This window comes from Alteromonas sp. H39 (assembly GCF_047556435.1).
Taxonomy (GTDB): Bacteria; Pseudomonadota; Gammaproteobacteria; order Enterobacterales; family Alteromonadaceae; genus Alteromonas.
This window is the reverse complement of the sequence record NZ_CP180210.1, coordinates 2794360-2814821: the sequence shown is the minus strand read 5'-3', so window position 1 is coordinate 2814821 and position 20462 is coordinate 2794360. Positions and strand designations below refer to the sequence as shown.

The window sequence follows — 20462 nt, the reverse complement described above, 5'->3', positions numbered from 1 at the left end:
TCATGCCTACACCCCGCCACACGCCAAATTCTCCGTATATATTGCAGCAGCCAGACTGGTCGAAAGATTCCGTAATTTATCAGGTAAATACCCGACAGTTTAGTGACAAGGGTAATTTCGATGGTGTCACGGAAGGGCTTGACGATATTCAGGGGTTGGGTGCGGATATTATCTGGCTGATGCCGATTCATCCTATTGGTGAAAAACATCGCAAAGGCGAGCTGGGTAGCCCGTACGCGGTAAAAGATTACTATGGCATTAATCCTGAGTTCGGTGACAGCGAGTCGCTGCGCAGACTTATTCGCGCTATTCACGACAAAGGCATGAAAGTGATTATCGACTGGGTACCTAATCACAGTGCCTGGGATAACGAGCTGGTAACACGCCACCCTGACTGGTACGCCCGAGACTACAAAGGCGACTTCCGGCCATCGCCATGGTGGGACTGGGACGACATCATTGAATTCGATTATGATAACCCGGCATTACGCGACTACATGATTGATGCATTGTGTTACTGGGTAAGCGAGTTTGATATCGACGGGTTTCGTTGTGATGTGGCAGGTTACGTACCCAACGATTTCTGGCACCAGGCCAGAGCGGCATTAGATAAGGTTAAGCCTGTGTTCATGTTAGCGGAGTGGGAAGACCGTGACCTGCATGAACAGGCATTTAATATGACCTATGCCTGGACGTGGAATGAAGTGATGCACGATATTGCGCATGGCAAATGTTCGGTCGACAAATTGCGCAAGTATTACTCGTGGAACGAGCGCGCCTGGCCTCGCCAGGCTTATCGCATGACCTTTGTCAGTAATCACGATAAAAATGCCTGGGATGGCACACAACACGAACAGTTCGGTGAAGCATTAGAAGCGGCAATCGTGCTGTCTGTTATCGGTGAGGGTATGCCGCTGATCCATAACGGCCAGGAAGCTGGAGAAAGTAAGAGGTTGGCTTTTTTTGAGCGCGATCCCATCCTTTGGCAACCGCACGAAATTGGTACCCTCTACTCGCGCCTGATTAGTTTGAAAAAGCAAATCCCGGCGTTATGGAATGGCCCTTTCGGTGCAACCATGATCCAGGTGCCAAACAGTGCGCAGCCGGAAGTGTTTAGTTTCGTTCGCCAGCAGAACCGTGACATGGTGTTTGTGGTGCTAAACCTGGGAGACCAGGCAGTAGAGGTAACCTTCAGTGAAAGGCTTTATCACGGAGAATTTGACGATTTCTTTAGCGGACAACGCTGCCAGTTGGATGCAGATACCCGGCTCTCACTCGCGCCCTGGGATTATCGGTTGTTTGTTAATCATCCGGGCTGATCTTTCGCCGGGAAATGTCGATTTTCTCAGATTTACCTGAAGAGTTTTGGCATAATGCCGGTTTTTCAACGCGAAGAAGGTCGTTATGGGGTCGGTGTCGACACTCTTTTCTGCAGACGGTGAACTTGCGAAAGCCATTCCCGGATTTGTGCCGAGACAGGCGCAAACCGACATGGCTAAAGCAGTAAAGTCTGCAATAGACAATGAACATAGCCTGATTGTCGAGGCCGGTACTGGTACGGGTAAAACCTTCGCCTACCTCGGCCCTGTGTTGCTGTCTGAAGGTAAAGCGATTATCTCTACCGGCACCAAAAACCTTCAGGAGCAGCTTTATCACCGCGATTTACCGCTGGTGAAAAAAGCGCTGGCGAGCCGGCGTAAAACCGCGTTACTAAAAGGCCGGGCAAATTACCTCTGTTTGCACCGGGTAGCGCAGCATGGTGGCAACTCCACGCTGGTGGACAAAGACGTACTCGGACAGCTTTCTATTGTCCGTCAGTGGGCAACGACCACGAAAACCGGCGATATGGGCGAGTTGAAGGCCCTCCCTGAAGATGCCCGGGTGCTGCCGCTGGTAACCTCAACTGTGGACAATTGTCTGGGCAGAGACTGTCTCGATTACGAAGAGTGTTATCTGGTTAAGGCGAGGCGAAAAGCACTGGATGCGGACGTCATCGTGGTGAATCACCATTTGTTTTTCGCCGACATGGCGCTAAAAGATACTGGATTTGGTGAACTGATACCGGAAGCTGACGCGATCATTTTTGACGAGGCGCATCAGATCCCGGATATCGCCAGCGATTATTTTGGTGAATCCATTTCCACGCGCCAGCTTCACGATTTAGCGAAAGATGTGACGCTGATATACAGAACCGTACTTAAAGATGCAGAGCAACTGGACAAAGCGGCAGACAAATGTCGCATGATTGCCTCGGATTTACGGTTGCTGTTCCCGGAAAATCCACAGCGTGGGAACTGGGCTGAAGCGCTGGACAGAGAGGACGTACGGGCGGAGGTCGGTAAACTGGCTGAGTCTCTTGGGGTGCTGCACGAAGTCTGTAAGTTGCACATAGGACGCGATAAAGATCTGGACAACCTGTACGAACGAATTGTGCAGGCACGGGAAACGCTTGCTGCGCTCAGTGACAACCAGCAAACCGGGGTGAGCCTGTGGTATGAAACGACGCCCAGACACCTCATTATGCATTTAACACCGTTATCCATAGCAGCGAAATTCCGTCACTTTGTCTCATCACCACCGCGCGGGTGGATCTTCACCTCCGCGACACTGATGGTAAATGGTGGCTTCGAACATTTTCAGCGCAGAATGGGTCTTGAAGATGCAAAAACGCTTGGGCTGGACAGCCCCTTCGATTATCAGAAGCAAGCCATGCTGTGTGTGCCGCGTCATCTGCCGGAGCCAAACAGTTTTGACATGCGCAACACCTTACTCGATACCGCTAAACGCTTGATCAAAGCCAGTAAGGGACGCTGCTTTTTATTGTTTACCAGTCATGCAATGCTCAAACTGATTGCAGAAAAGCTTGAGCACGAGGTAGATAACCCGCTGCTGGTGCAGGGAACCACCACCAAACAGGCATTGCTGGACGCCTATCTTGCTGATCGAAATGCCGTGTTGCTGGGAACTGGCGCGTTCTGGGAAGGGGTGGACGTACGCGGGAATGATTTAGTGTGTGTGATGATCGATAAGCTTCCGTTTGCTTCGCCTGACGACCCGTTGCTGCAGGCGCGCATTGAAGACGTGAAAAAGCGCGGTGCTAACCCGTTTGCCGTGATCCAGATCCCGCAGGCTGTCATTACCCTCAAGCAGGGGGCCGGGCGTCTTATCCGCGACCCGTCTGACAAGGGGGTGTTGGTGATTTGCGATAATCGCCTGGTCACGCGGCATTACGCCCAGACCTTTCTGGCGAGTCTGCCGGATATGCGTCGCACCCGCAGCCTCGACGAGGTAGAATCTTTCCTTTCCACCATTGATGACAATGAGCAGTAAACGATGACCCGAATTTTAGCCATAGACACCGCTACAGAAGCGTGTTCCGTCGCCCTGCAGGATGGCGATAAGGTGTATAGCAGGTTTGAAGTATGCCCACAGCAGCATAGTCAAAAGCTGTTACCCATGGTTGATGAAGTATTGAAAGAAGCTGGATTAGAGCTCGGTGAACTCGATTGCCTGGCTTATGGACGTGGTCCCGGAAGCTTCACCGGCGTGCGCATTGCCACCGGCATGATTCAGGGGCTGGCGTTAGGCTCCGGTTTACCTGTCGTTGGTGTCAGCACCCTTGCTGCTATGGCCTGGGAGGCGGCAAAGGCCAGTGGAGCCACAATGATATATACTGCAATTGATGCGCGAATGGCAGAAGTGTATTTTGCTTCTTATCGGGTCACACCTGAAGGCCTCGACCCCGATGTGGGCGAGAAAGTATGCCCGCCTGAAGAAGCGTACAGCCATTGCACTGAAAGCGACGCTGCACTGGCGGGAACCGGGTGGGCGGCTTATGAGGTGCTTTCAGACTTTACTGCGAACGAAAAAGCGCAAGTCAGCGTACTGTATCCTGCAGCTGAGGCAATGTTGCCTTTAGCGAAGATGACATTTTTGCGCAATGAAGCGGTCGCGGCAGTAGATGTAGAGCCTGTATACTTACGAGATAAAGTGACCTGGAAGAAGTTGCCGGGCAGAGAGTAGATTTGGCGAGAATTTTGCAGGTACTACAGGCTTACAACAACCGTAGACGTGACAGCGATCCTGACTAATTACGTATACTACGCGCCTGTCATCGCGATGAGAAAACCGGAAGTTTTGTTGCTATAGTAAAGACATGATTATCAATACGTCATTTTCAATTAATTCTGCTGATCAGCTGCAGAACAGACCCAATGCGTCTGCGGTTGAGTCTGTCATTGAAAAAGTACAGCCTGAGCCGGATAAACAGCAACAAACGAAAAACAGTCAGCAGCAAATTGTTAAAGCCCCCAGCTCTGATAAAGATTACGAACAGGCGGAACAATACCAACAGTTCATCAGAGAGGAGAGCAATACCCAGTCGCGCTCTGCCATCGCCACCTACAATGCGCTAGCGAAAGCAGATCAGCGCGATAATGTCCGTGAAATGTTTGGTGTGGACATTTACGCCTGAGCGGAGAATATTTAATTAATTTTACGCTCCCCGCCTGAATATCAATAATTGCTTTTATTTAGCCACTGGGCTGCAATTCCGGTTTCCATCCGTCTCACTTACCTGTCGCTTTTGTCAGATTGTCTGCCGGTTACAGACTGACACATTGTTTTCACAGCAACAGTGATAGTGTAAGTTGTATGGACGGTGAACGAGTCTGTCCTGATACCAGTACTAAGAATGTCCGGTAAGCAGAATGGCTTCACGTTTCAAGACGGTGCGCAAGAAAATACGCAGGCCAACACATGCCGCCGGATTCAGCTTTTGTTCAGGCAAAGATGAGATACTGTAGGCAATATGCCATAAGTCAATTTGGAAATAGTGTATGTTACTGAGAATACTTGGGTTACTAAGCGTGCTGACCCTGACAAGTTGTGCAATTGTACCCGATGCCATTGAGGTAGAAGAGGGCACGCAGCTCGTGAGTTATTCGCGTGCGGTGACGACAGGCAATGAGATGGTCGGTGAAACAGCCCGGTGGGGAGGGATCATCGTTGGTGTGGAAAATAAGCCACAAAAAACCTACGTTGAAATCGTCCATTTTCCGCTGAATAATTACGGCAAACCTAATACTTCCGCTGAAACGGTTGGCCGATTTAAGGTTATGATTGACGGATTTGTCGATCCGATTGTGTTTGAAGAAGGTAGAACAGTTACTTTCGTTGGAAATCTGATCGCGCCGACATCAGGAATGGTAGGTGAGCAGCCGTACATGTACCCTACAATCCAGGGTATGGATTATCATCTGTGGCGCAAGGAAAGTACGTACGATGTATCGGGATTGTATTTTAATTACCGAACCGGGTGGTACTCGCCGTTTTTCTACCCGTATTATCGTCCAGGCTGGGGTTTTTATAACTCCCGTATAAGAGTGATCGAGCGCGGAAATGCGGCGCCTAAATCGCCGATAAACCGGCCAAACAGAAATTACTCTCCAACTCGCAGCAGTAATCACAATACAACTCCTGTGGGTAGACAGAACAACCGGAAGACAATCGAACAATAGCGGTAAATTTTTGCCTGTCTGGCGGCAATATTTATCCGCCAAATAAGGACATGACAGGCATGAAAGAAATAGAGTTCCACGTTGGCAGCACGGTAATTGCCGGGCTGGATAATCAGGTGCAGGGCGATGTTATCATCGGCCTGCACGGTTTTCTCGATAACGCGGAGAGTTTACGTCCGCTAGCCCCCTATCTTGACGATTATCGTTTCATCATCTTAGATCTTGCCGGTCACGGTAAGTCGTCTCACCGCCCTCTGGCTGCGCATTATAATCAGGTCGACTACCTTCAGGATTTGTTCGCTATTCTCGCTCAGAATCAGTGGAGTAACGTCACGCTACTCGGGCACTCCTTGGGAGGCATTTTGTGCACGCTATATGCGGGGCTGTTTCCAGAGCAAGTCAAAGGGGTAATTAGTCTGGACTCCTGTGGACCGCTGACGAAACCGGAAGATACCACCGCAAAACAAATGCGGGAATCTGTGCTCAGCCGCTATGAAAAAAGCCGCAACCGGCTGCGCACCGTCGATTTGGATAAAGCGGTAGAAGCGCGCTGTATGGTAACGGATACGCGTTCGGAAGACGCCCGCAAAATCTTACAAAGAAATCTCACTCAGGACGCCAGCGGTCATTGTTTCTGGTCCAGCGACCCGCGATTACGAACGCGCTCTACAGTCAGGTTAACCGAAGGACAGGCGGAAAATATTATGCGTCAGATAGACTGTCCGGTGTTATTTACCAGTGCAAAAACTAGCTTTAAGCAGGTCGAAGAGGTTTATTCTCAGCGAAAACAGTGGTTTAAGCAAAGCCGGTGCGCGGCGTTTGACGGTGGACACCATGTTCATATGGAAAAACCGGACGAAATCGGGCCGGTAATTCGGGAATTTGTTGACCAGTTGTAAACTGCAAAGTTTATTTTCTTTAACGCATCCTATACTATTCGCAAGATATCAGACCAGTTAACGAGAATGCGACGCCTCAGGCAATACGTGTTCCCGGGTAATATAATAATAACGGAAGGAGGCTTTGGTGGATAAAACCTGGCTTGAGCATTACAACCCTCGCGTTTCAGCGGAGATAGATCCGGACCGCTACAGCTCTATTCTGGACATCTTCGAACAGTCCGTAAAAAAGTATAGCGACAAAGTGGCCTACATCAACATGGGCCAGACGATGACATTTGCGGAGTTGGATGCGTTGTCTGCTCAATTTGCCGCCTACCTTCAAAATACAGGACTTAAGCGCGGTGACGCCGTTGCCATCATGATGCCCAACCTGTTGCAGTATCCAGTGGCGATGTTTGGCATTTTGCGTGCGGGTATGGTGGTGGTGAATGTAAACCCTCTTTATACAGCGAGAGAGTTAAAGCACCAACTCAATGATGCCAACGCCAAGGCCATCGTTATTGTTGAAAATTTTGCATGCACATTAGAAAAAGTGCGGGAAGAGACCAAGCTTGAGCAGATATTATTAACGTCACTCGGCGACATGCTACCGGCGCCTAAGCGCTGGATTGTCAATTTCGTCTTGAAATACGTGAAAAAGATGGTGCCTTCTTATTCTCTGCCCGATACCACCGCTTTTATGTCAGCAATTAAAAAAGGCGAAAATCTGAAGTACTCCAGACCTGATGTGAGTAGTGATGAGCTGGCGTTTTTGCAATATACCGGCGGAACAACCGGTGTCTCAAAAGGTGCCATGCTGACGCACCGAAATATGGTGGCAAACCTGGAACAGGTATCGGGTATTCTGGAAACGGTTATCGAACCTGGCGAGGACTTCGTGGTAACGGCACTGCCGCTCTATCACATCTTTGCATTGCTGGCGAACTGCCTGCTGTTTGTGAAATACGGCTGTCGGAATTTGCTTATCACTAACCCGCGCGACATGCCTGCTTTTGTGAATGAATTAAGCAAGTATCCTTTCACCATATTACCTGGTGTAAATACGTTGTTTAATGGATTACTTAACACACCAGGATTCGATGAACTCGACTTCTCAAACTTCAAGTTTGGATTAGGCGGCGGTATGGCTGTACAGCGTCCGGTTGCTGAAAAGTGGCAGAAAGTCACTGGTACTGTTTTGCTTGAGGGTTACGGGCTGACAGAGTGCTCGCCCGTGGTGACGGTGAATCCGCCTCAGATCGAAGCGTACAAAGGGGCTATTGGTATGCCGTTACCGTCTACCGACATTCGCTTACTGGATGACGACGGTAACGAAGTGCCTAAAGGGGAACCAGGCGAGATGTGGGTAAAAGGCCCACAGGTAATGAAGGGCTACTATAACCGCGATGAAGCCACGAATGAGATACTTAAGGATGGCTGGCTTGCTACCGGTGACATCGCTACCGTCGATGATCAAGGTTATTTCTATATTGTTGACCGTAAAAAAGATATGATCCTGGTTTCAGGCTTTAATGTCTTCCCGAATGAGATTGAAGAAGTTGCGGCTATGCACGATGACGTAGTAGAAGCCGCGGCGGTAGGGGTTCCCCATGAAGTCAGCGGGGAAGTAGTCAAGCTGTTCGTGGTTCGCAAACACGACGGACTGACGGAAGAAGCCGTTATTACACACTGTCGCTCGCACCTGACAGGCTATAAAGTACCTAAGCATGTGGTATTTAAAGAAGAATTACCTAAAACCAATGTGGGTAAAATTTTACGTCGCGAGCTACGGGACTAAGGCGAACGCTAACCCAGGAGAGTTTCAGCAGCCGGCCTTTACGCCGGCTGTTTTTGTATTATGGACTATGTACTGATCACATCAAATGAAGATCTCGCTGAGGTCTGTGCCCGCGCGCAACGCCATCAGGCTGTGGCACTGGATACTGAATTTGTCAGAACCCGCACACTGACACCGCATCTGGGGCTGATTCAGCTTTTCGACGGTCATCAACTGGTGCTTATCGACCCGCTGGCCATCAGCGACTTTGAACCCTTTATCCACTTACTGGAAAATCCGGGTGTGACTAAGGTGTTGCATTCCTGTTCGGAAGATCTGGAAACGTTTTTAAGCTTTTTTGGCGTTATTCCATCGCCTGTTTTCGATACACAAATTGCAGCCAGTATTCTTGGGTTAGGTCCAACCTTAGGTTATGCCAAGCTGGTGGAAGAACTGTGCTCGGAAGTACTCGATAAGGGCGAGTCGCGTACCGACTGGTTGGCCCGCCCCTTAAGTGCCAGCCAGCTGGTGTATGCGGCAAATGATGTGCTGTACCTTTTGCCTGCTTATCAGCAATTAAATAACATGATTATCGACAGAGGTAAGCGTCAGTGGGTGCTAGAAGAAGTCGAGGGATTGGCAGCGAAAAAGCGCGCAGATATGCCGCTGGAGTATGCTTATCTCGGCATTAAGAATAACTGGCGATTGTCTTCTCAGCAGCTGTATGTGCTTAAAGGCCTGGCAGCATGGCGGCTGGCAAAAGCCAGAGAGAAAGACCTGGCGCTGAACTTCGTTTTTAAAGAGAATCACCTGTTTGATGTTGCGCAAAAACTACCCACCAGTCGCAGCGCGCTGAACCGCATTCAGGGGATAAGTCCGCCCACTCTTCGTCGTTATGCTGAGGTCGTCGTTAATATCGTCTGCGATGCGCTGGATGAATTCGACGCTATGCCTGATGCCGAGCACCCGTTAGTTATTAAACGCTTAATTGATGTCCCCGAATACAAGAAAACATTATCGGCACTGAAAGATATGACGTCTAAAATCGCAGTGGAGAATGGTGTGACTCCCGATGTGCTGGCGTCTAAAAAACAACTCAATCAGTTGCTAAAATGGTGGTGGTTCGATTTATGCGAAACCCGTGCGCAGGGGCTATTGCCCGATTTGCTTGTGGGCTGGCGCGCGCCTTTGTTTAAATCGGGTATTCACCGGATTCTTGGTGAGCCCCCTACAAACTAAAACCTGACAGGACCTTTCTATGTTGTGTGCAGTTTACAAAACGAAGAAAAAGTCGGGCATGTTCCTTTATGTGCCTAAAAAAGATGACTTCGACGAGGTGCCAGACGCGTTGATGAAACAGTTTGGGCATCCTGAGCTGGTGATGATGTTGCCGCTGGACAAGCGGGAGCATCTTGGCAGTGTGGAAAAGCAAAAACTGATAGCTGCATTGACTGAGCAAGGGTACTACCTGCAAATGCCGCCAAAGGAAGAAAATTTACTGGAATCGCACAGAGTCGCGATGGGACTTCCTGCCAGACCGGATGATAAAAAAAATGGGTAAGGTGGCACGACTAATTACCGGGCTTTGCATGGCCTTGATTTTTTCACCAGCGTCATTGGCACAGGATAAATCGGAAGCAGGATTTGCAGAATATTTGACTTCGCTGAGGCAGGAAGCGGCAGCCTCCGGGTTTTCACCGTCGTTGCTGGATGACGCCTTTGCAGGGATCTCCTTCAGACCTACCGTGGTTAAGTCTGATAAGAACCAGCCCGAGCGAAAAATTACATTGGATGATTATCTTGCAACCCGGGTACCAGACTGGAAAGTAAAACAAGCCGTTGAGAAAATGAACGAACACCAAGCGCTGTTGAAAGAGATTGGCGCGAAATACGGCGTGCAGCCACGGTTTATTGTGGCTTTATGGGGTAATGAATCTAATTTTGGCAGGATCCAGGGCAGCTTTGATGTGCTTTCCGCGCTTTCCTCGTTAGCCTATGAGGGGCGCCGTGAGGCCTTGTTTAAAAAGCAGTTTATGGCGGCGCTGACGATATTGGCAGAGGGACATATCGCCCTTGCCGACTTCAAAGGTTCTTGGGCAGGCGCGATGGGACAAAGCCAGTTTATGCCCACGTCTTTTCTCACCTATGCTGTGGACTACGACCAAGATGGAAAAAAGGATATCTGGGGCACGCCCGCCGATGTGTTTGCGTCCATTGCCCATTTTCTTTCCTCGGAGGGGTGGCAGGGTGACCATACATGGGGCAGGCAGGTCAAAGTTCGGCAGAATGACGCTCTCAACCAGGCGGGCCTGAGTAAAAACCATTATCAGAGCCTCGACGCGTGGCAGCAGCTTGGCGTTCGCCGTTATAACGGCAGCGCGTTGCCGAATGTTGACATCAACGCATCGTTGATAATGCCTGATGGCCCGGATGGTCGTATATATCTGGTCTACAATAATTTCCATACACTCATGAAATGGAATCGTTCTTCCTACTTTGGGGTTTCCGTGGGATACCTTTCTGACAGAATTAAGCGAGGCTATTAATTATGTACCTGCACCAGGATAATCTGGGAAATCCGATCGACCTGCCAGTAGGAAAAGTGGTGTGTGTAGGGCGAAACTATCTTGATCATATTGATGAGATGCGTTCAGCGGTGCCGGACGAGCCCCTGTTATTCATGAAACCCAAAGCGGCACTGTGTGATATGTCTCAGCCTTTGGTTATCCCGCTGGATAAAGGGGAGTGCCAGAATGAGCTTGAAGTCGCAGTATTGTTAAAGCACCCGTTATGCAAAGCTGACCAGGAAGAGGCCATTAAAGCAATTTGGGGAGTAGGGCTGGCATTGGATTTCACGTTACGTGAATTACAGCGCGATCTTAAAGAGAAAGGGTTACCGTGGGAGCGTTGCAAGTCTTTTGACTTTAGTTGCCCGGTGTCGGGCTTTGTGCCGGCATCACAAATTGCCGATTTGCAGGATCTTACCTTCTCTCTGACGGTAAACGGGCAGCAGCGCCAGTCGGGTCATACGGCGCTGATGCTGCATAAGGTTGCGGATTTACTGTCTCATATGTCACAGGTGTTTACACTGGACGCGGGGGATATCATCATTACCGGCACCCCCAAAGGTGTTGAAGCACTGAAGCCCGGAGACGAGCTTACTGCCGCGCTGGACGGGCACGTGTCTGTATCGACAACGGTAGCAGGAAAATGAGTGAACGTTTTTGGGAGAGTAAGTCACTGTCCGAAATGACCCAGGCAGAGTGGGAGTCGTTATGCGATGGCTGTGCAAAATGCTGCCTGCACAAGTTTATCGAAGATGATGAAGTTGAAGAGGCCGCGCCTACCGATACCATCAATGCCGAAGAACAGGTGCATTACACCAACATAGTTTGTTCCCTGCTTAATACGAAAAGCTGTGAATGTTCGCAGTACGAGCGCCGTACCGAGCTCGTGCCTGACTGTGTAAAACTGACCAAAGATAACCTTAAAGATATCTTTTTCATGCCGCCAAGCTGTGCGTATCGGCGTCTTCACGAAGGGCGGGGCTTACCTTCCTGGCATCCGCTGTTGAACAAAGGCAAAAAGCACGTCATGCATCAAAAAGGCATGTCAGTGCGCAACAAAACAGTATTTGAATGTGATGTAGACTTAAACGAGTTTGAAGACTACATCGCAATCTGGCCGCTGGAAGATATTGATTAGCAGAAACCGGCCGTGCAGGCATCGTGTCTGCACGGCATTTAACGTCACTCGTATCAGGCAGTGATACTGTATAGCAGGGCGTCACGTCCAAAAATCCGCTTGCGGCACAACCCTTCTTTTTCTGCACCTAGCTTATGAACTACCCGCAGACTGGCTTTGTTATTGGGTTCAATAAAGCACTCAAGACGATGCAGATTCATTTGTGAAAAGGCAAGTTTGATAAGGCTTTGACACAAGGCCACAGCCAATCCTTGCCCACACGCATCGGGTCGTATCCAGTATCCAAGGTTCGCTGTTAAGTGCAGTGGATGGAGGTAATTGATGATCCCCATGCCCAGGCATTTGTTGTCTTTAAGCATCAGATAAGTGATGCCATAGTTTGCGTGGCGGCTCTTTTCCAATGCCTCAATACAGTGTTTCGTGGCAGCAAGGGTGACCGGGCACAACGATGCACCCAACCAGGGTTTTACATGCTGTGCCGATGCCTGTCCTGCCTCGCACAGACTTTCCGTGTGTTTCGCTCCAATTCGCTCGATATTGATAGGGCCCTGCTCTGTGCGTATTGGTGGCAGTCGCGCCGGCAGGATGCTGAGATCAATCAAAAGGGTTTCTTATCCAGCAAACGACAGGCGAATACGATGACAAAAACAATAAAGTAGGCAGCAAACAGGATTTGCATCCATTCTGCCATGCCCATAGACATAAACTGCCAGCTGTCTTCCATGCAATCCCCCTTGGCTGCAAAAACGGCAGGCAGCCATTCGTGAAGCTGCAACCACTGCGGAAAGTTTGGCACAATTCCACAACTGGCAAAGAACGGATTTTTCGCATTCAGAATTTCCAGATGCTCAGAGGCGAGTAGATATCCCCAGCCTGCCGAAACCGCCCAGCCAGCAAAGCCCAATAGTCTGGTCAGGCCGTTGTTTATGACTAACACGAGCAAGCCGGATAAAACAATCCCGTACATGGCGGTACGCTGATAAATACACATAATACAAGGTTCAAGCCCCATGCCGTACTGAAAGTACAGTGCCGCAATTTCCAGCCCCATTGCCGTAGCGAATAGCACAAACCAGGACGACTTATGCTCTGCCCAACGACTTATCGCGCGTACTACATTCATTTTTGGATCCTCAGTGCTCAGTGGCATTGCTCAACGTTTGGGTGGCGCTGTGATGCTCTATCCAGTGCATCTCGTACAACCATTCAGTAATGTCGGCCAGCCCTAAATAGGTGGCAAGCAGGCCCACTATCGTCAGTACGATGGTGTAGGGCAGTGCCATCACCACCATGCGACCATAAGAGAGACGCAGCAGTGGTGCAATTGCTGACGTTAACAAAAACAGGAATGCAGCCTGACCATTCGGTGTCGCTACACTTGGCAGGTTGGTGCCGGTATTGATGGCTACAGCCAGCATGTCATACTGGTCACGGGTAATTTGCCCATCATTCAGTGCTGCGGTAACTTCGGTAATATATACCGATCCTACAAACACGTTATCACTAACCATTGATAGCACCCCATTGGCCAGGTAAAACAATACCATCTGTGTTTCGCCTTCATAGCTTAATACCCAGTGAATAACGGGCTGAAACAAGCCTTGATCGATAATGACGGCTACCACGCCAAAGAATACGCATAGCAGTGCGGTAAAGGGCAATGCTTCTTCAAACGCCTTACCCAGTGCATGCTCTTCAATGACGCCACTCATAGAGGTGGCAAGAATGATAACCGACAACCCAATTAGCCCGACTGAGGCCATGTGCAGTGCCAGGCCGACAATCAACCAAACCCCTATAAGCGCCTGTACTCCCAGTTTCGCCGTGTCGCGACGGGTTCGGGCGTCATTCATGTGTGTGTTGTAGTCGACCAGAATTTTTCGAACGTTGCCAGGTAATTGTGCGCCGTAACCGAAAAGTTTTGTTTTTTCCAATAAGATCGTTGTAGCCAGGCCAGCAAAAAAGACAGGAATGGTGACCGGAGACATACGCACAAAGAACTCGATGAAATTCCATCCCGCTTTGTCGGCAATGATCAGGTTTTGCGGTTCTCCGACCATCGTCATAACGCCACCTAGCGCGGTTCCTACTGCTGAATGCATCATCAGGTTTCGCAGGAAGGCACGAAAATTTTCCAAATCATCACGTCCCATATCCTGCACGCCCTGGTCGCTGGTGTGGTCATGATCATGATCTGAATGAAACTCCTTGCCTGAGGCAACCTTGTGATAAATAGAGTAAAAGCCAAGCCCAACCGCGATGATTACCGCTACCACGGTCAGCGCATCAAGAAACGCAGATAAAAAGGCAGAGGCAAAAATAAACGAGAGTGACAGAATCATCTTGTTTTTTACTTTAATAACCAGCTTGGTAAACAGGAACAACAGCAGATCTTTCATGAAGTAAATGCCAGCCACCATAAACACCAGCAGCAGCAATACTTCCAGATTAACTTCAATCTCGTGCATCATGTGGTTTGGTGAGGTCATGCCGATGAACATGGCTTCTATTAACAACAAGCCACCCGGTTGCAGCGGATAACATTTCAATGCCATCGCCAGCGTGAAAATGAACTGGATAACCAGCGTCCATCCTGCAAGATAAGGGTCAACCATAAACAGCATTGGGTTGACTATGAGAAAGGCAATGATGGTTTTTTTGTACCAGTCGGGAGCGTGGCCTAGAAAATTCTGATAAACAGCAGCGGTCAAAGAGGTCTGCATCGGGTTCCTGTTCCTTCTACTTCGAAGTAGACTATGTGTTATGTCTTGTGGTTGTTATAGTCACTTAGCGTAACAAGTGAGAACGCCAAGTTATCGATTTATAGCGATTTTTAAACTTCGGGCGTTATCCGCTAGAGCGTACATGAAAATGCCCATCTGAGAAAGCAGAACCCTAGGCTAATCCTTCTGGAAGCCTGTATTTCCGGCAAACGCACGACATGCATAATTGTTTGCTGATACTCACATCCACCGGACAGCCGAAATACCCCGCTTTAGCGTATTTTATCGGCAATCGTCTGAAAGCCACAAAATAAACGCGCAGGTGTACCATTGTGCTGAGATCCGGCGCAAAGGTTACATCGCGGCGGGTAACCCGTGCCCAAAAAGCTGGTTGCATGAGCCAGAAGACAGGGCGTTAACTACAGACGATAACCAGAAGCCGCTGGGGATTGCTTTGTAAGCTGATTTTATAGCCGCGCAGGCTGATGTCTACGATGATAATCTGTGGTTCACGAAACATCCCTGGATGTTGGATTTTGAACGCTGATGATGTAATAAAGTCATAGCTGACGACAACACCAAAGGCACTTCGGCCTGAAACGCTTTTCTCGCAGACAGTGACTCAGGTAGTCTGACAAGAAAAAACCAGCATGGTCTGAGATTAAAAAACAGGAAAGAGGGAAACGCATTGACAGTTACTATCGGACGGGACAACCTCACGGACGCTGGTGTAGCCCAGTTGCTGAATCAGCATTTGGCTGATATGCGGAAATATTCTCCTGCCGAGAGTATCCATGCAATTACGCCTGAACAACTGAGACACCCCTCGCTGTCCTTCTGGTCGGCGAGAAGCGACATTAAGGTGGTTGGCTGTGGCGCGCTCAAACACTATTCCGATGATTCCGGAGAAGTTAAATCGATGAAAACGGATCCCGGGTATATACGGCAGGGAATTGCGGGTAGCATTTTAACCATGATCATTGATGAAGCCAGAAAGAGAAACTACGCAAGCATTAGTCTGGAAACCGGGACGCATGAGGCATTTCACCCGGCAATTGCACTCTACAAACGTTTTGGCTTTGATGAGTGTGGCCCCTTTGGTGATTATCGGCTTGATCCATATAGTTGTTTTTTCAGGCTGGCATTGTAGAGAACAGTGGTTGCACTAACCCGGGATCAGCGCACTGTTATCAACGGAATATAAGCTGGGAATTATCTGAAGACGTTACCCTCTCAGCCATCGCGTTGTAAGCCGGTTATATAAAACGAAACGTAGCCGTAAAAAGAGTTAAGGAGAAACTAATGAAAGCATGGATAGTTCTGGCAAGCCTCTGTTTTAGTGCGCTGTCTCACGCCTCTTCTTACGAACAAAAAGTTCGTGAAGCACAAGAGGCAATAGGAAAGCCGTTGAGGCATATTGATGTGCAACTGCTTTCCGGAGAGTCCGTTTCAATGTCTTCACTAGAAGGAAAAGAAACCGTTATTTATTTTTTTGCGTCCTGGTGCTCCCCTTGCTACGGCGCGCTAAAAAATATTGAGTCGGTTCGCCAGCAGCAGCCACTTGCCGTGAACCTGGTCGCAATGGCACTGGATGAAGATACCGAGGCGGTATCGTTAATGCTGAAGCAAACCGGATATACCGGCGTCGTATGGCAAGCCGTGGACGGCGCTCAGCCACTTCATCAACGTGAGTTTGCAAATGGTGTGAAGGCATTACCGTACTTGATTAAGGTGGATGCAGATGGGCTTTTGGCTGAAAATAATTACAACATCAAAACTGTGGCGCAATGGAAACGGGTGCTGGTAGATAATCAGTCTTTGCAGGACGCGATGCGCGAGGAGAACTAAATGGTGATTTTCAGATGCCGAACCTGACCAGAGAAATTATCCCGTCTGCATTGCGTACGAGCGGTGTAGCACGATGAAGCCTGAAGAAACTGGCAGGGCCTACGACACTATCACAGACCGCTGGGCAGAGGACCGTTTCAATATGAATAACGGTATCAGGCAACATCAGCTTGCGCTGAAATTTGCGAAAGGGAAAGGCGCGGCGCTGGATGTCGGTTGCGGTCGCACGGGGAGGTTCATATCTCTGTTGCTGGAACAAGGTTACGCCCCAGAAGGCATCGATATCTCCGCAAAAATGCTGCAACTGGCGAAAGAAAGACACCCTGACATTCCGTTTTATCATGCTGATATCTGTACCTGGCAACTGCCAAAGCAATACCATTTTATAACCGGCTGGGACAGCCTCTGGCATTTGCCTCTTGCGCAGCAGGCTCCGGTTTTACATAAACTGATGTCTGGCCTGGTATCTGGTGGAATCTTCATTTTTTCCTTCGGTGGCACTGATGAGCCAGGCGAGCATCAAAATAATGCGATGGGGCCTACCATTAGCTATTCCTCTTTGGGAACTACCGGCTTCCTCGACGTCGTAAAAGCGGCAGGGTGCATCTGCAAGCACCTGGAATTTGATCAATACCCTGAGCTTCACACTTTTCTGATTGCACAGAAAAGTTAAGCGTCACTGCGCTATCACACGAGAGCGCAGAAACATATTCAGGGGGCGCAAGGTGCGTAAAGGTGGCCGCTATCAAATCAACCTATCGTATACGCGGTGCCATCTTCCGGTCGCTGGCAGATTCTCTTAAGAAAGCCAAAATAGTGCCGTAATCAGTTTTAAGTGCGAATGAACAGTGTCAGAGGCCCGAATTGAAAGATCTTCATAACGAAGATTACAACAACACCTGGCTACGACGCCTTAGAGATTTCGCTGTGAGACTTCAGCACCTCACTGCCGTCGTCCTGTTCGATGAGATAGGCGGGATCGTCATCTGATGCATCACGCGATACATCTGCACCTTGCAAGGTTTTTGATACCTGGCTCGTGTACTTTTTACGGATCTTCCCTGTTGCCGTACCGTTGCCCCATTTCCATTCGACTTCTGTGTTAATCGCGAAATGCTTCATAAGTGTTTTATAAACAGATAGTGATAATTGATAAACGTGTTAATTCAGGTGGAAGATCAGACACGGGCAGTGACGCTTATCTCACGTCGATGTTTTCAGGCTGATGTGCTGAAGCCGTAAAATGCAGGTTTTCAGCCAACGTCATTGTGCAGCCCTGATACAATGACGGGAATGGCTGAAAATTGCCCAAAGTAGGAGTATCGCTGGCTGTTGGCAATCCGTACATGTACGACCGCAACGATACCGCTTTTTTACTCTCAGGGGTTGATTTCAGTCTGACAAGACACAAAATCCCGATTTGAATGACATTATACAAGAACAAACATTAATTGATTGTTAATGGGCAACCATCTGGTACAATCAGTTGCAAAATAACAAGAACGTGCAGGCGAGCAAGTTATGATTTATAAGGCACAGAGTCCAGCTGGATTCGCAGAAGAATACATCGTTGAATCTATTTGGAGCGGCAGATTTCCGCCTGGCACCATTCTTCCCGCAGAAAGAGAACTTTCTGAGCTGATTGGGGTGACGCGCACAACCTTGCGTGAGGTACTGCAGCGTCTGGCTCGTGACGGCTGGCTGACTATCCAGCACGGTAAACCTACCAAGGTGAATAACTTCTGGGAAACCTGTGGCCTGAATATTCTTGAGACACTCGCAAGATTGGATCAGGAGGGCATTCCTGAGCTGGTCGATAATCTTCTTGCCGCCCGTACGAATTTAAGCGCAGTCTTTATCCGTGGCGCAATCAGAAACAATCCGGAAGCCTCTGCAGAAATTATTGCACGTTATAAAGAAGTAGAGGAAGACGGTATGGCATTTGCGCAGTTTGACTACCAGATGAACCATGACCTGGCGCTGGCGTCCAATAATAACGTGTTTGTATTAATGATGAACGGCTTCCGCGGATTGTATTCACGCATTGGTGGATACTTCTTCTCTCATGAGAGTGCGCGCAGAGTAGCGCGTGAGTTCTATCAGGAATTGCTGGACATTGCGGAAAAGGGTGATCACGATGAGGTTCCTCAGGTTGTCAGAAAGTATGGGATAGAAAGTGGCAAAGTCTGGCAGCAGGTACGGGAAAGTATGCCAAAGGATTTGGTCGACTAATTCAAAAAAAGCCGCATGACGCGGCTTTTTTTACACCTGTTATTCCACCGATGTGCTATACCTTTGTGGTAGCGTATAAGTACGCCACAACTGACAATCATTGGGTAACGACTTGCCATTTCACTCCAACAGGCTGATGCCCACCGTACAGCATAAGGTAATATTGCTGATTCGGTAGGGCGCATTTCTTCGTGTTCAACTTTCTCTGGCTGGTTATGCCCATTAGGACACCAATAACAGGAGCGTGAAGATGGACCACAACCCAATAGTCTGGTTTGAAATCTATGTCGATGATATCACCAGAGCGAAATCATTTTACGAGAGCGTTCTTCAGGTTACGCTGACCTCATTGCTTGACCCTACCGAAGACAAAGAGTCTTCTCTTACGATGTATGCATTTCCTTCTGACATGGAACAACACGGCGCTTCTGGTGCACTGGTTTGTGTGGACGGTTTTCCTGCAGGATCGAATAGTACAATAGTGTATTTCTCGTGTGAGGATTGTGCAGTAGAAGAAAGCCGGGTAGAGAAAGCGGGCGGACGGATTCAGCGCAGTAAGATGTCAATTGGCGAGTACGGTTTCATTTCGCTCATTGAGGATACCGAAGGGAATATGGTGGGGTTGCATTCACTTCAGTAACTTTTTTTGTTTTTAGTATGCGGTTTCTAATTGACGCGCGTATTGTGCACATATCAACTTAATCATCCCTGTGAGGAGAGCTGTTATGAGTAACAAAGAAACTATCAAATCAAAAATTAATGAAGCCGAAGATTTTGCACGTAAAGTGTGGCTTGCTGGTTTAGGCGCTTACGGAAAAAGCGTTGAAGAAGCGCAGGGTCGTTATGACAAGCTAAGCGAAGAAGCGAGCAAAATGTTTGACGAGCTGGTCTCTAAAGGTGAAACCCTTGAAGATGACGCACGTAACAAGTTTAAGTCAACGACTAACGATGTTGAGAGTCGTGTCGCTGATGTTCGTAAAAAGCTTGGGCTGGATGTTGATCATTCAGACCAGAAAATTGAAGAATTATCAGCGAAGGTCGACGCTTTGACTGAAGCTGTAGCGAAGCTGGCAGCCAGCAAGTAATCGCAGTCAGGGCCGTGTAGCGGCCCTTTCTATTTTGATTGCCTGCGCGTAGTGACGCACTTAGGGAGGTAACGATGGCAACGAGTAAACGTTCAGGTTCCCCGTTATTTGGTTGGCTGGAAGCGGGAAGCGATATGATGGCAGCCCAGCTTTCACAGGTAACTGATACGGTAAATAAACGTATTGATGAAACGCATGCGTTATTTGAAGAACTTCAGGCACGCGGTGAGGTGATGGACAAGCAAATTAAAACTCAGCTTTCCCCGTCACACATGTTTTCGTCTTTTCAGGAGCTGGTAATGGCAAATCCCGTATTTTCCCTGTTTAGTTCTGATAACCGACACAACAAGCGTGAACAGCAGATTGACGTTCTGTCTGCCAAGGTCGACTTGCTGATAGAACAGGTTGCACTGCTTGCAGCCAAACAGGCTGCTGAAAAGAAAGCAGAAGAAAAACCGGCGGCGAAGCCAAAGCGTACGTCTGCCCGGCGCAAGACGTCGACGGCAACGAAGACCTCAGCGAAGACTTCATCAAGTGCAGGCGCAGCGTCAAAATCGACGCCGAAGCGTACTACCCGAAGCGGCTCCTCTGCGGCTAAGAAATCCTCGCCAGCGAAGAGCTCGGGCGCAAACAGCGCAGCGAAATCAACAAAAGAAGAGTAATAAAGGGCCTGTTTTCAGGCCTTTTTTATT

The 20462-nt window shown here is 49.0% G+C and carries 23 protein-coding genes; 19 read left to right on the top strand and 4 right to left on the bottom strand.

The genetic code is table 11. From position 1 onward, the window contains the following. Nucleotides 1-2 precede the first annotated feature (2 nt). The 12 genes from ACLBLI_RS12345 to ACLBLI_RS12290 all read left to right on the top strand — a co-directional run bounded on the left by ACLBLI_RS12345 (nucleotide 3) and on the right by ACLBLI_RS12290 (nucleotide 11882). Nucleotides 3-1319 (top strand): alpha-amylase family glycosyl hydrolase, encoded by a 1317-nt coding sequence (locus ACLBLI_RS12345; protein ID WP_414827906.1) that lies wholly within the window; start codon nucleotides 3-5, stop codon nucleotides 1317-1319. 85 nt (nucleotides 1320-1404) lie between these two features. Then, nucleotides 1405-3330 carry an ATP-dependent DNA helicase gene (locus ACLBLI_RS12340; protein ID WP_414827905.1) on the top strand — a complete coding sequence of 642 codons (1926 nt, stop codon included), beginning with the start codon at nucleotides 1405-1407 and terminating at the stop codon, nucleotides 3328-3330. A 3-nt stretch (nucleotides 3331-3333) separates the two neighbouring features. Further along, nucleotides 3334-4023 carry a tRNA (adenosine(37)-N6)-threonylcarbamoyltransferase complex dimerization subunit type 1 TsaB gene (gene tsaB / locus ACLBLI_RS12335; protein WP_414827904.1) on the top strand — a complete coding sequence of 230 codons (690 nt, stop codon included), beginning with the start codon at nucleotides 3334-3336 and terminating at the stop codon, nucleotides 4021-4023. Nucleotides 4024-4156: 133 nt separating this feature from the next. Beyond that, nucleotides 4157-4474 (top strand): hypothetical protein, encoded by a 318-nt coding sequence (locus ACLBLI_RS12330; protein ID WP_414827903.1) that lies wholly within the window; start codon nucleotides 4157-4159, stop codon nucleotides 4472-4474. 364 nt (nucleotides 4475-4838) lie between these two features. Further along, nucleotides 4839-5519, top strand: a complete 681-nt coding sequence (locus ACLBLI_RS12325; RefSeq protein WP_414827902.1) for a Slp family lipoprotein — start codon at nucleotides 4839-4841, stop codon at nucleotides 5517-5519. A gap of 59 nt (nucleotides 5520-5578) precedes the next feature. After that, nucleotides 5579-6418: an alpha/beta fold hydrolase gene (locus ACLBLI_RS12320; protein ID WP_414827901.1), complete on the top strand. Its 840-nt coding sequence runs from the start codon at nucleotides 5579-5581 to the stop codon at nucleotides 6416-6418. 127 nt (nucleotides 6419-6545) lie between these two features. Then, a complete protein-coding gene (gene fadD, locus ACLBLI_RS12315) occupies nucleotides 6546-8198 on the top strand; it encodes a long-chain-fatty-acid--CoA ligase FadD (RefSeq protein ID WP_414827900.1) in 1653 nt (550 codons plus the stop codon). Nucleotides 8199-8258: 60 nt separating this feature from the next. Further along, nucleotides 8259-9416: a ribonuclease D gene (gene rnd, locus ACLBLI_RS12310; RefSeq protein WP_414827899.1), complete on the top strand. Its 1158-nt coding sequence runs from the start codon at nucleotides 8259-8261 to the stop codon at nucleotides 9414-9416. 19 nt (nucleotides 9417-9435) lie between these two features. After that, on the top strand, nucleotides 9436-9738 hold the full coding sequence (locus tag ACLBLI_RS12305) for a YcgL domain-containing protein (protein ID WP_414827898.1): 303 nt from the start codon (nucleotides 9436-9438) through the stop codon (nucleotides 9736-9738). Further along, nucleotides 9731-10723, top strand: coding sequence for a lytic murein transglycosylase (locus ACLBLI_RS12300; protein ID WP_414827897.1), 993 nt, complete (start codon nucleotides 9731-9733; stop codon nucleotides 10721-10723). Before ACLBLI_RS12305 ends, ACLBLI_RS12300 begins: the two co-directional genes overlap by 8 nt. Nucleotides 10724-10725: 2 nt before the next feature. Then, a complete protein-coding gene (locus ACLBLI_RS12295; protein WP_414827896.1) occupies nucleotides 10726-11391 on the top strand; it encodes a fumarylacetoacetate hydrolase family protein in 666 nt (221 codons plus the stop codon). Next, nucleotides 11388-11882 carry a YcgN family cysteine cluster protein gene (locus ACLBLI_RS12290; RefSeq protein ID WP_414827895.1) on the top strand — a complete coding sequence of 165 codons (495 nt, stop codon included), beginning with the start codon at nucleotides 11388-11390 and terminating at the stop codon, nucleotides 11880-11882. The genes ACLBLI_RS12295 and ACLBLI_RS12290 overlap by 4 nt, the downstream gene beginning before the upstream one ends. A 53-nt stretch (nucleotides 11883-11935) precedes the next feature. Here the strand turns inward: ACLBLI_RS12290 and ACLBLI_RS12285 are convergent, their stop codons facing one another. Genes ACLBLI_RS12285 through nhaB form a run of 3 tightly spaced genes read right to left on the bottom strand, consistent with a single transcriptional unit; the run spans nucleotide 11936 to nucleotide 14605 of the window. Further along, nucleotides 11936-12484 carry a GNAT family N-acetyltransferase gene (locus tag ACLBLI_RS12285; RefSeq protein ID WP_414827894.1) on the bottom strand — a complete coding sequence of 183 codons (549 nt, stop codon included), beginning with the start codon at nucleotides 12482-12484 and terminating at the stop codon, nucleotides 11936-11938. Then, nucleotides 12481-13005, bottom strand: a complete 525-nt coding sequence (gene dsbB, locus ACLBLI_RS12280) for a disulfide bond formation protein DsbB (RefSeq protein ID WP_414827893.1) — start codon at nucleotides 13003-13005, stop codon at nucleotides 12481-12483. The genes ACLBLI_RS12285 and dsbB overlap by 4 nt, the downstream gene beginning before the upstream one ends. A gap of 10 nt (nucleotides 13006-13015) precedes the next feature. Beyond that, nucleotides 13016-14605, bottom strand: coding sequence for a sodium/proton antiporter NhaB (nhaB, locus tag ACLBLI_RS12275; protein WP_414827892.1), 1590 nt, complete (start codon nucleotides 14603-14605; stop codon nucleotides 13016-13018). Nucleotides 14606-15293: 688 nt separating this feature from the next. On the opposite strand from nhaB, the gene ACLBLI_RS12270 reads away from it, so the two are divergent. The 3 genes from ACLBLI_RS12270 (at nucleotide 15294) to ACLBLI_RS12260 (ending at nucleotide 17126) form a co-directional block, all read left to right on the top strand. Beyond that, nucleotides 15294-15755 carry a GNAT family N-acetyltransferase gene (locus tag ACLBLI_RS12270; RefSeq protein WP_414827891.1) on the top strand — a complete coding sequence of 154 codons (462 nt, stop codon included), beginning with the start codon at nucleotides 15294-15296 and terminating at the stop codon, nucleotides 15753-15755. A 152-nt stretch (nucleotides 15756-15907) separates the two neighbouring features. Then, nucleotides 15908-16453 (top strand): TlpA family protein disulfide reductase, encoded by a 546-nt coding sequence (locus tag ACLBLI_RS12265; protein ID WP_414827890.1) that lies wholly within the window; start codon nucleotides 15908-15910, stop codon nucleotides 16451-16453. Between the two features lie 73 nt (nucleotides 16454-16526). Beyond that, nucleotides 16527-17126, top strand: coding sequence for a class I SAM-dependent methyltransferase (locus ACLBLI_RS12260; protein ID WP_414827889.1), 600 nt, complete (start codon nucleotides 16527-16529; stop codon nucleotides 17124-17126). A gap of 230 nt (nucleotides 17127-17356) precedes the next feature. Here ACLBLI_RS12260 and ACLBLI_RS12255 read toward each other — a convergent pair whose 3' ends face one another. Next, complete coding sequence (locus tag ACLBLI_RS12255; RefSeq protein ID WP_414827888.1) at nucleotides 17357-17575, bottom strand: DUF2945 domain-containing protein; 219 nt, start codon at nucleotides 17573-17575, stop codon at nucleotides 17357-17359. A 399-nt stretch (nucleotides 17576-17974) separates the two neighbouring features. Between ACLBLI_RS12255 and fadR the strand changes: the two genes are divergently transcribed. The 4 genes from fadR (at nucleotide 17975) to ACLBLI_RS12235 (ending at nucleotide 20432) form a co-directional block, all read left to right on the top strand. Then, nucleotides 17975-18685 (top strand): fatty acid metabolism transcriptional regulator FadR, encoded by a 711-nt coding sequence (gene fadR, locus ACLBLI_RS12250; RefSeq protein ID WP_414827887.1) that lies wholly within the window; start codon nucleotides 17975-17977, stop codon nucleotides 18683-18685. 250 nt (nucleotides 18686-18935) lie between these two features. Next, nucleotides 18936-19325, top strand: coding sequence for a VOC family protein (locus tag ACLBLI_RS12245; protein WP_414827886.1), 390 nt, complete (start codon nucleotides 18936-18938; stop codon nucleotides 19323-19325). Between the two features lie 85 nt (nucleotides 19326-19410). Next, nucleotides 19411-19770: a phasin-related domain-containing protein gene (locus ACLBLI_RS12240; protein WP_218311405.1), complete on the top strand. Its 360-nt coding sequence runs from the start codon at nucleotides 19411-19413 to the stop codon at nucleotides 19768-19770. A gap of 74 nt (nucleotides 19771-19844) precedes the next feature. Continuing rightward, entirely contained in the window at nucleotides 19845-20432 is a 588-nt protein-coding gene (locus tag ACLBLI_RS12235) for a hypothetical protein (protein ID WP_414827885.1), read from the top strand. Nucleotides 20433-20462 lie beyond the last annotated feature (30 nt).

Coding starts and splice junctions, on each gene's coding strand:
- ACLBLI_RS12325 (WP_414827902.1), top strand. CDS start 4,839: ATGTTACTGAGAATACTTGGGTTACTAAGCGTGCTGACCCTGACAAGT.
- dsbB (WP_414827893.1), bottom strand. CDS start 13,005: ATGAATGTAGTACGCGCGATAAGTCGTTGGGCAGAGCATAAGTCGTCC.
- ACLBLI_RS12235 (WP_414827885.1), top strand. CDS start 19,845: ATGGCAACGAGTAAACGTTCAGGTTCCCCGTTATTTGGTTGGCTGGAA.
- tsaB (WP_414827904.1), top strand. CDS start 3,334: ATGACCCGAATTTTAGCCATAGACACCGCTACAGAAGCGTGTTCCGTC.
- ACLBLI_RS12340 (WP_414827905.1), top strand. CDS start 1,405: ATGGGGTCGGTGTCGACACTCTTTTCTGCAGACGGTGAACTTGCGAAA.
- ACLBLI_RS12255 (WP_414827888.1), bottom strand. CDS start 17,575: ATGAAGCATTTCGCGATTAACACAGAAGTCGAATGGAAATGGGGCAAC.
- ACLBLI_RS12330 (WP_414827903.1), top strand. CDS start 4,157: ATGATTATCAATACGTCATTTTCAATTAATTCTGCTGATCAGCTGCAG.
- ACLBLI_RS12295 (WP_414827896.1), top strand. CDS start 10,726: ATGTACCTGCACCAGGATAATCTGGGAAATCCGATCGACCTGCCAGTA.
- ACLBLI_RS12260 (WP_414827889.1), top strand. CDS start 16,527: ATGAAGCCTGAAGAAACTGGCAGGGCCTACGACACTATCACAGACCGC.
- ACLBLI_RS12320 (WP_414827901.1), top strand. CDS start 5,579: ATGAAAGAAATAGAGTTCCACGTTGGCAGCACGGTAATTGCCGGGCTG.
- ACLBLI_RS12345 (WP_414827906.1), top strand. CDS start 3: ATGCCTACACCCCGCCACACGCCAAATTCTCCGTATATATTGCAGCAG.
- ACLBLI_RS12240 (WP_218311405.1), top strand. CDS start 19,411: ATGAGTAACAAAGAAACTATCAAATCAAAAATTAATGAAGCCGAAGAT.
- rnd (WP_414827899.1), top strand. CDS start 8,259: ATGGACTATGTACTGATCACATCAAATGAAGATCTCGCTGAGGTCTGT.
- ACLBLI_RS12290 (WP_414827895.1), top strand. CDS start 11,388: ATGAGTGAACGTTTTTGGGAGAGTAAGTCACTGTCCGAAATGACCCAG.
- ACLBLI_RS12265 (WP_414827890.1), top strand. CDS start 15,908: ATGAAAGCATGGATAGTTCTGGCAAGCCTCTGTTTTAGTGCGCTGTCT.
- ACLBLI_RS12305 (WP_414827898.1), top strand. CDS start 9,436: ATGTTGTGTGCAGTTTACAAAACGAAGAAAAAGTCGGGCATGTTCCTT.
- fadR (WP_414827887.1), top strand. CDS start 17,975: ATGATTTATAAGGCACAGAGTCCAGCTGGATTCGCAGAAGAATACATC.
- ACLBLI_RS12300 (WP_414827897.1), top strand. CDS start 9,731: ATGGGTAAGGTGGCACGACTAATTACCGGGCTTTGCATGGCCTTGATT.
- ACLBLI_RS12245 (WP_414827886.1), top strand. CDS start 18,936: ATGGACCACAACCCAATAGTCTGGTTTGAAATCTATGTCGATGATATC.
- nhaB (WP_414827892.1), bottom strand. CDS start 14,605: ATGCAGACCTCTTTGACCGCTGCTGTTTATCAGAATTTTCTAGGCCAC.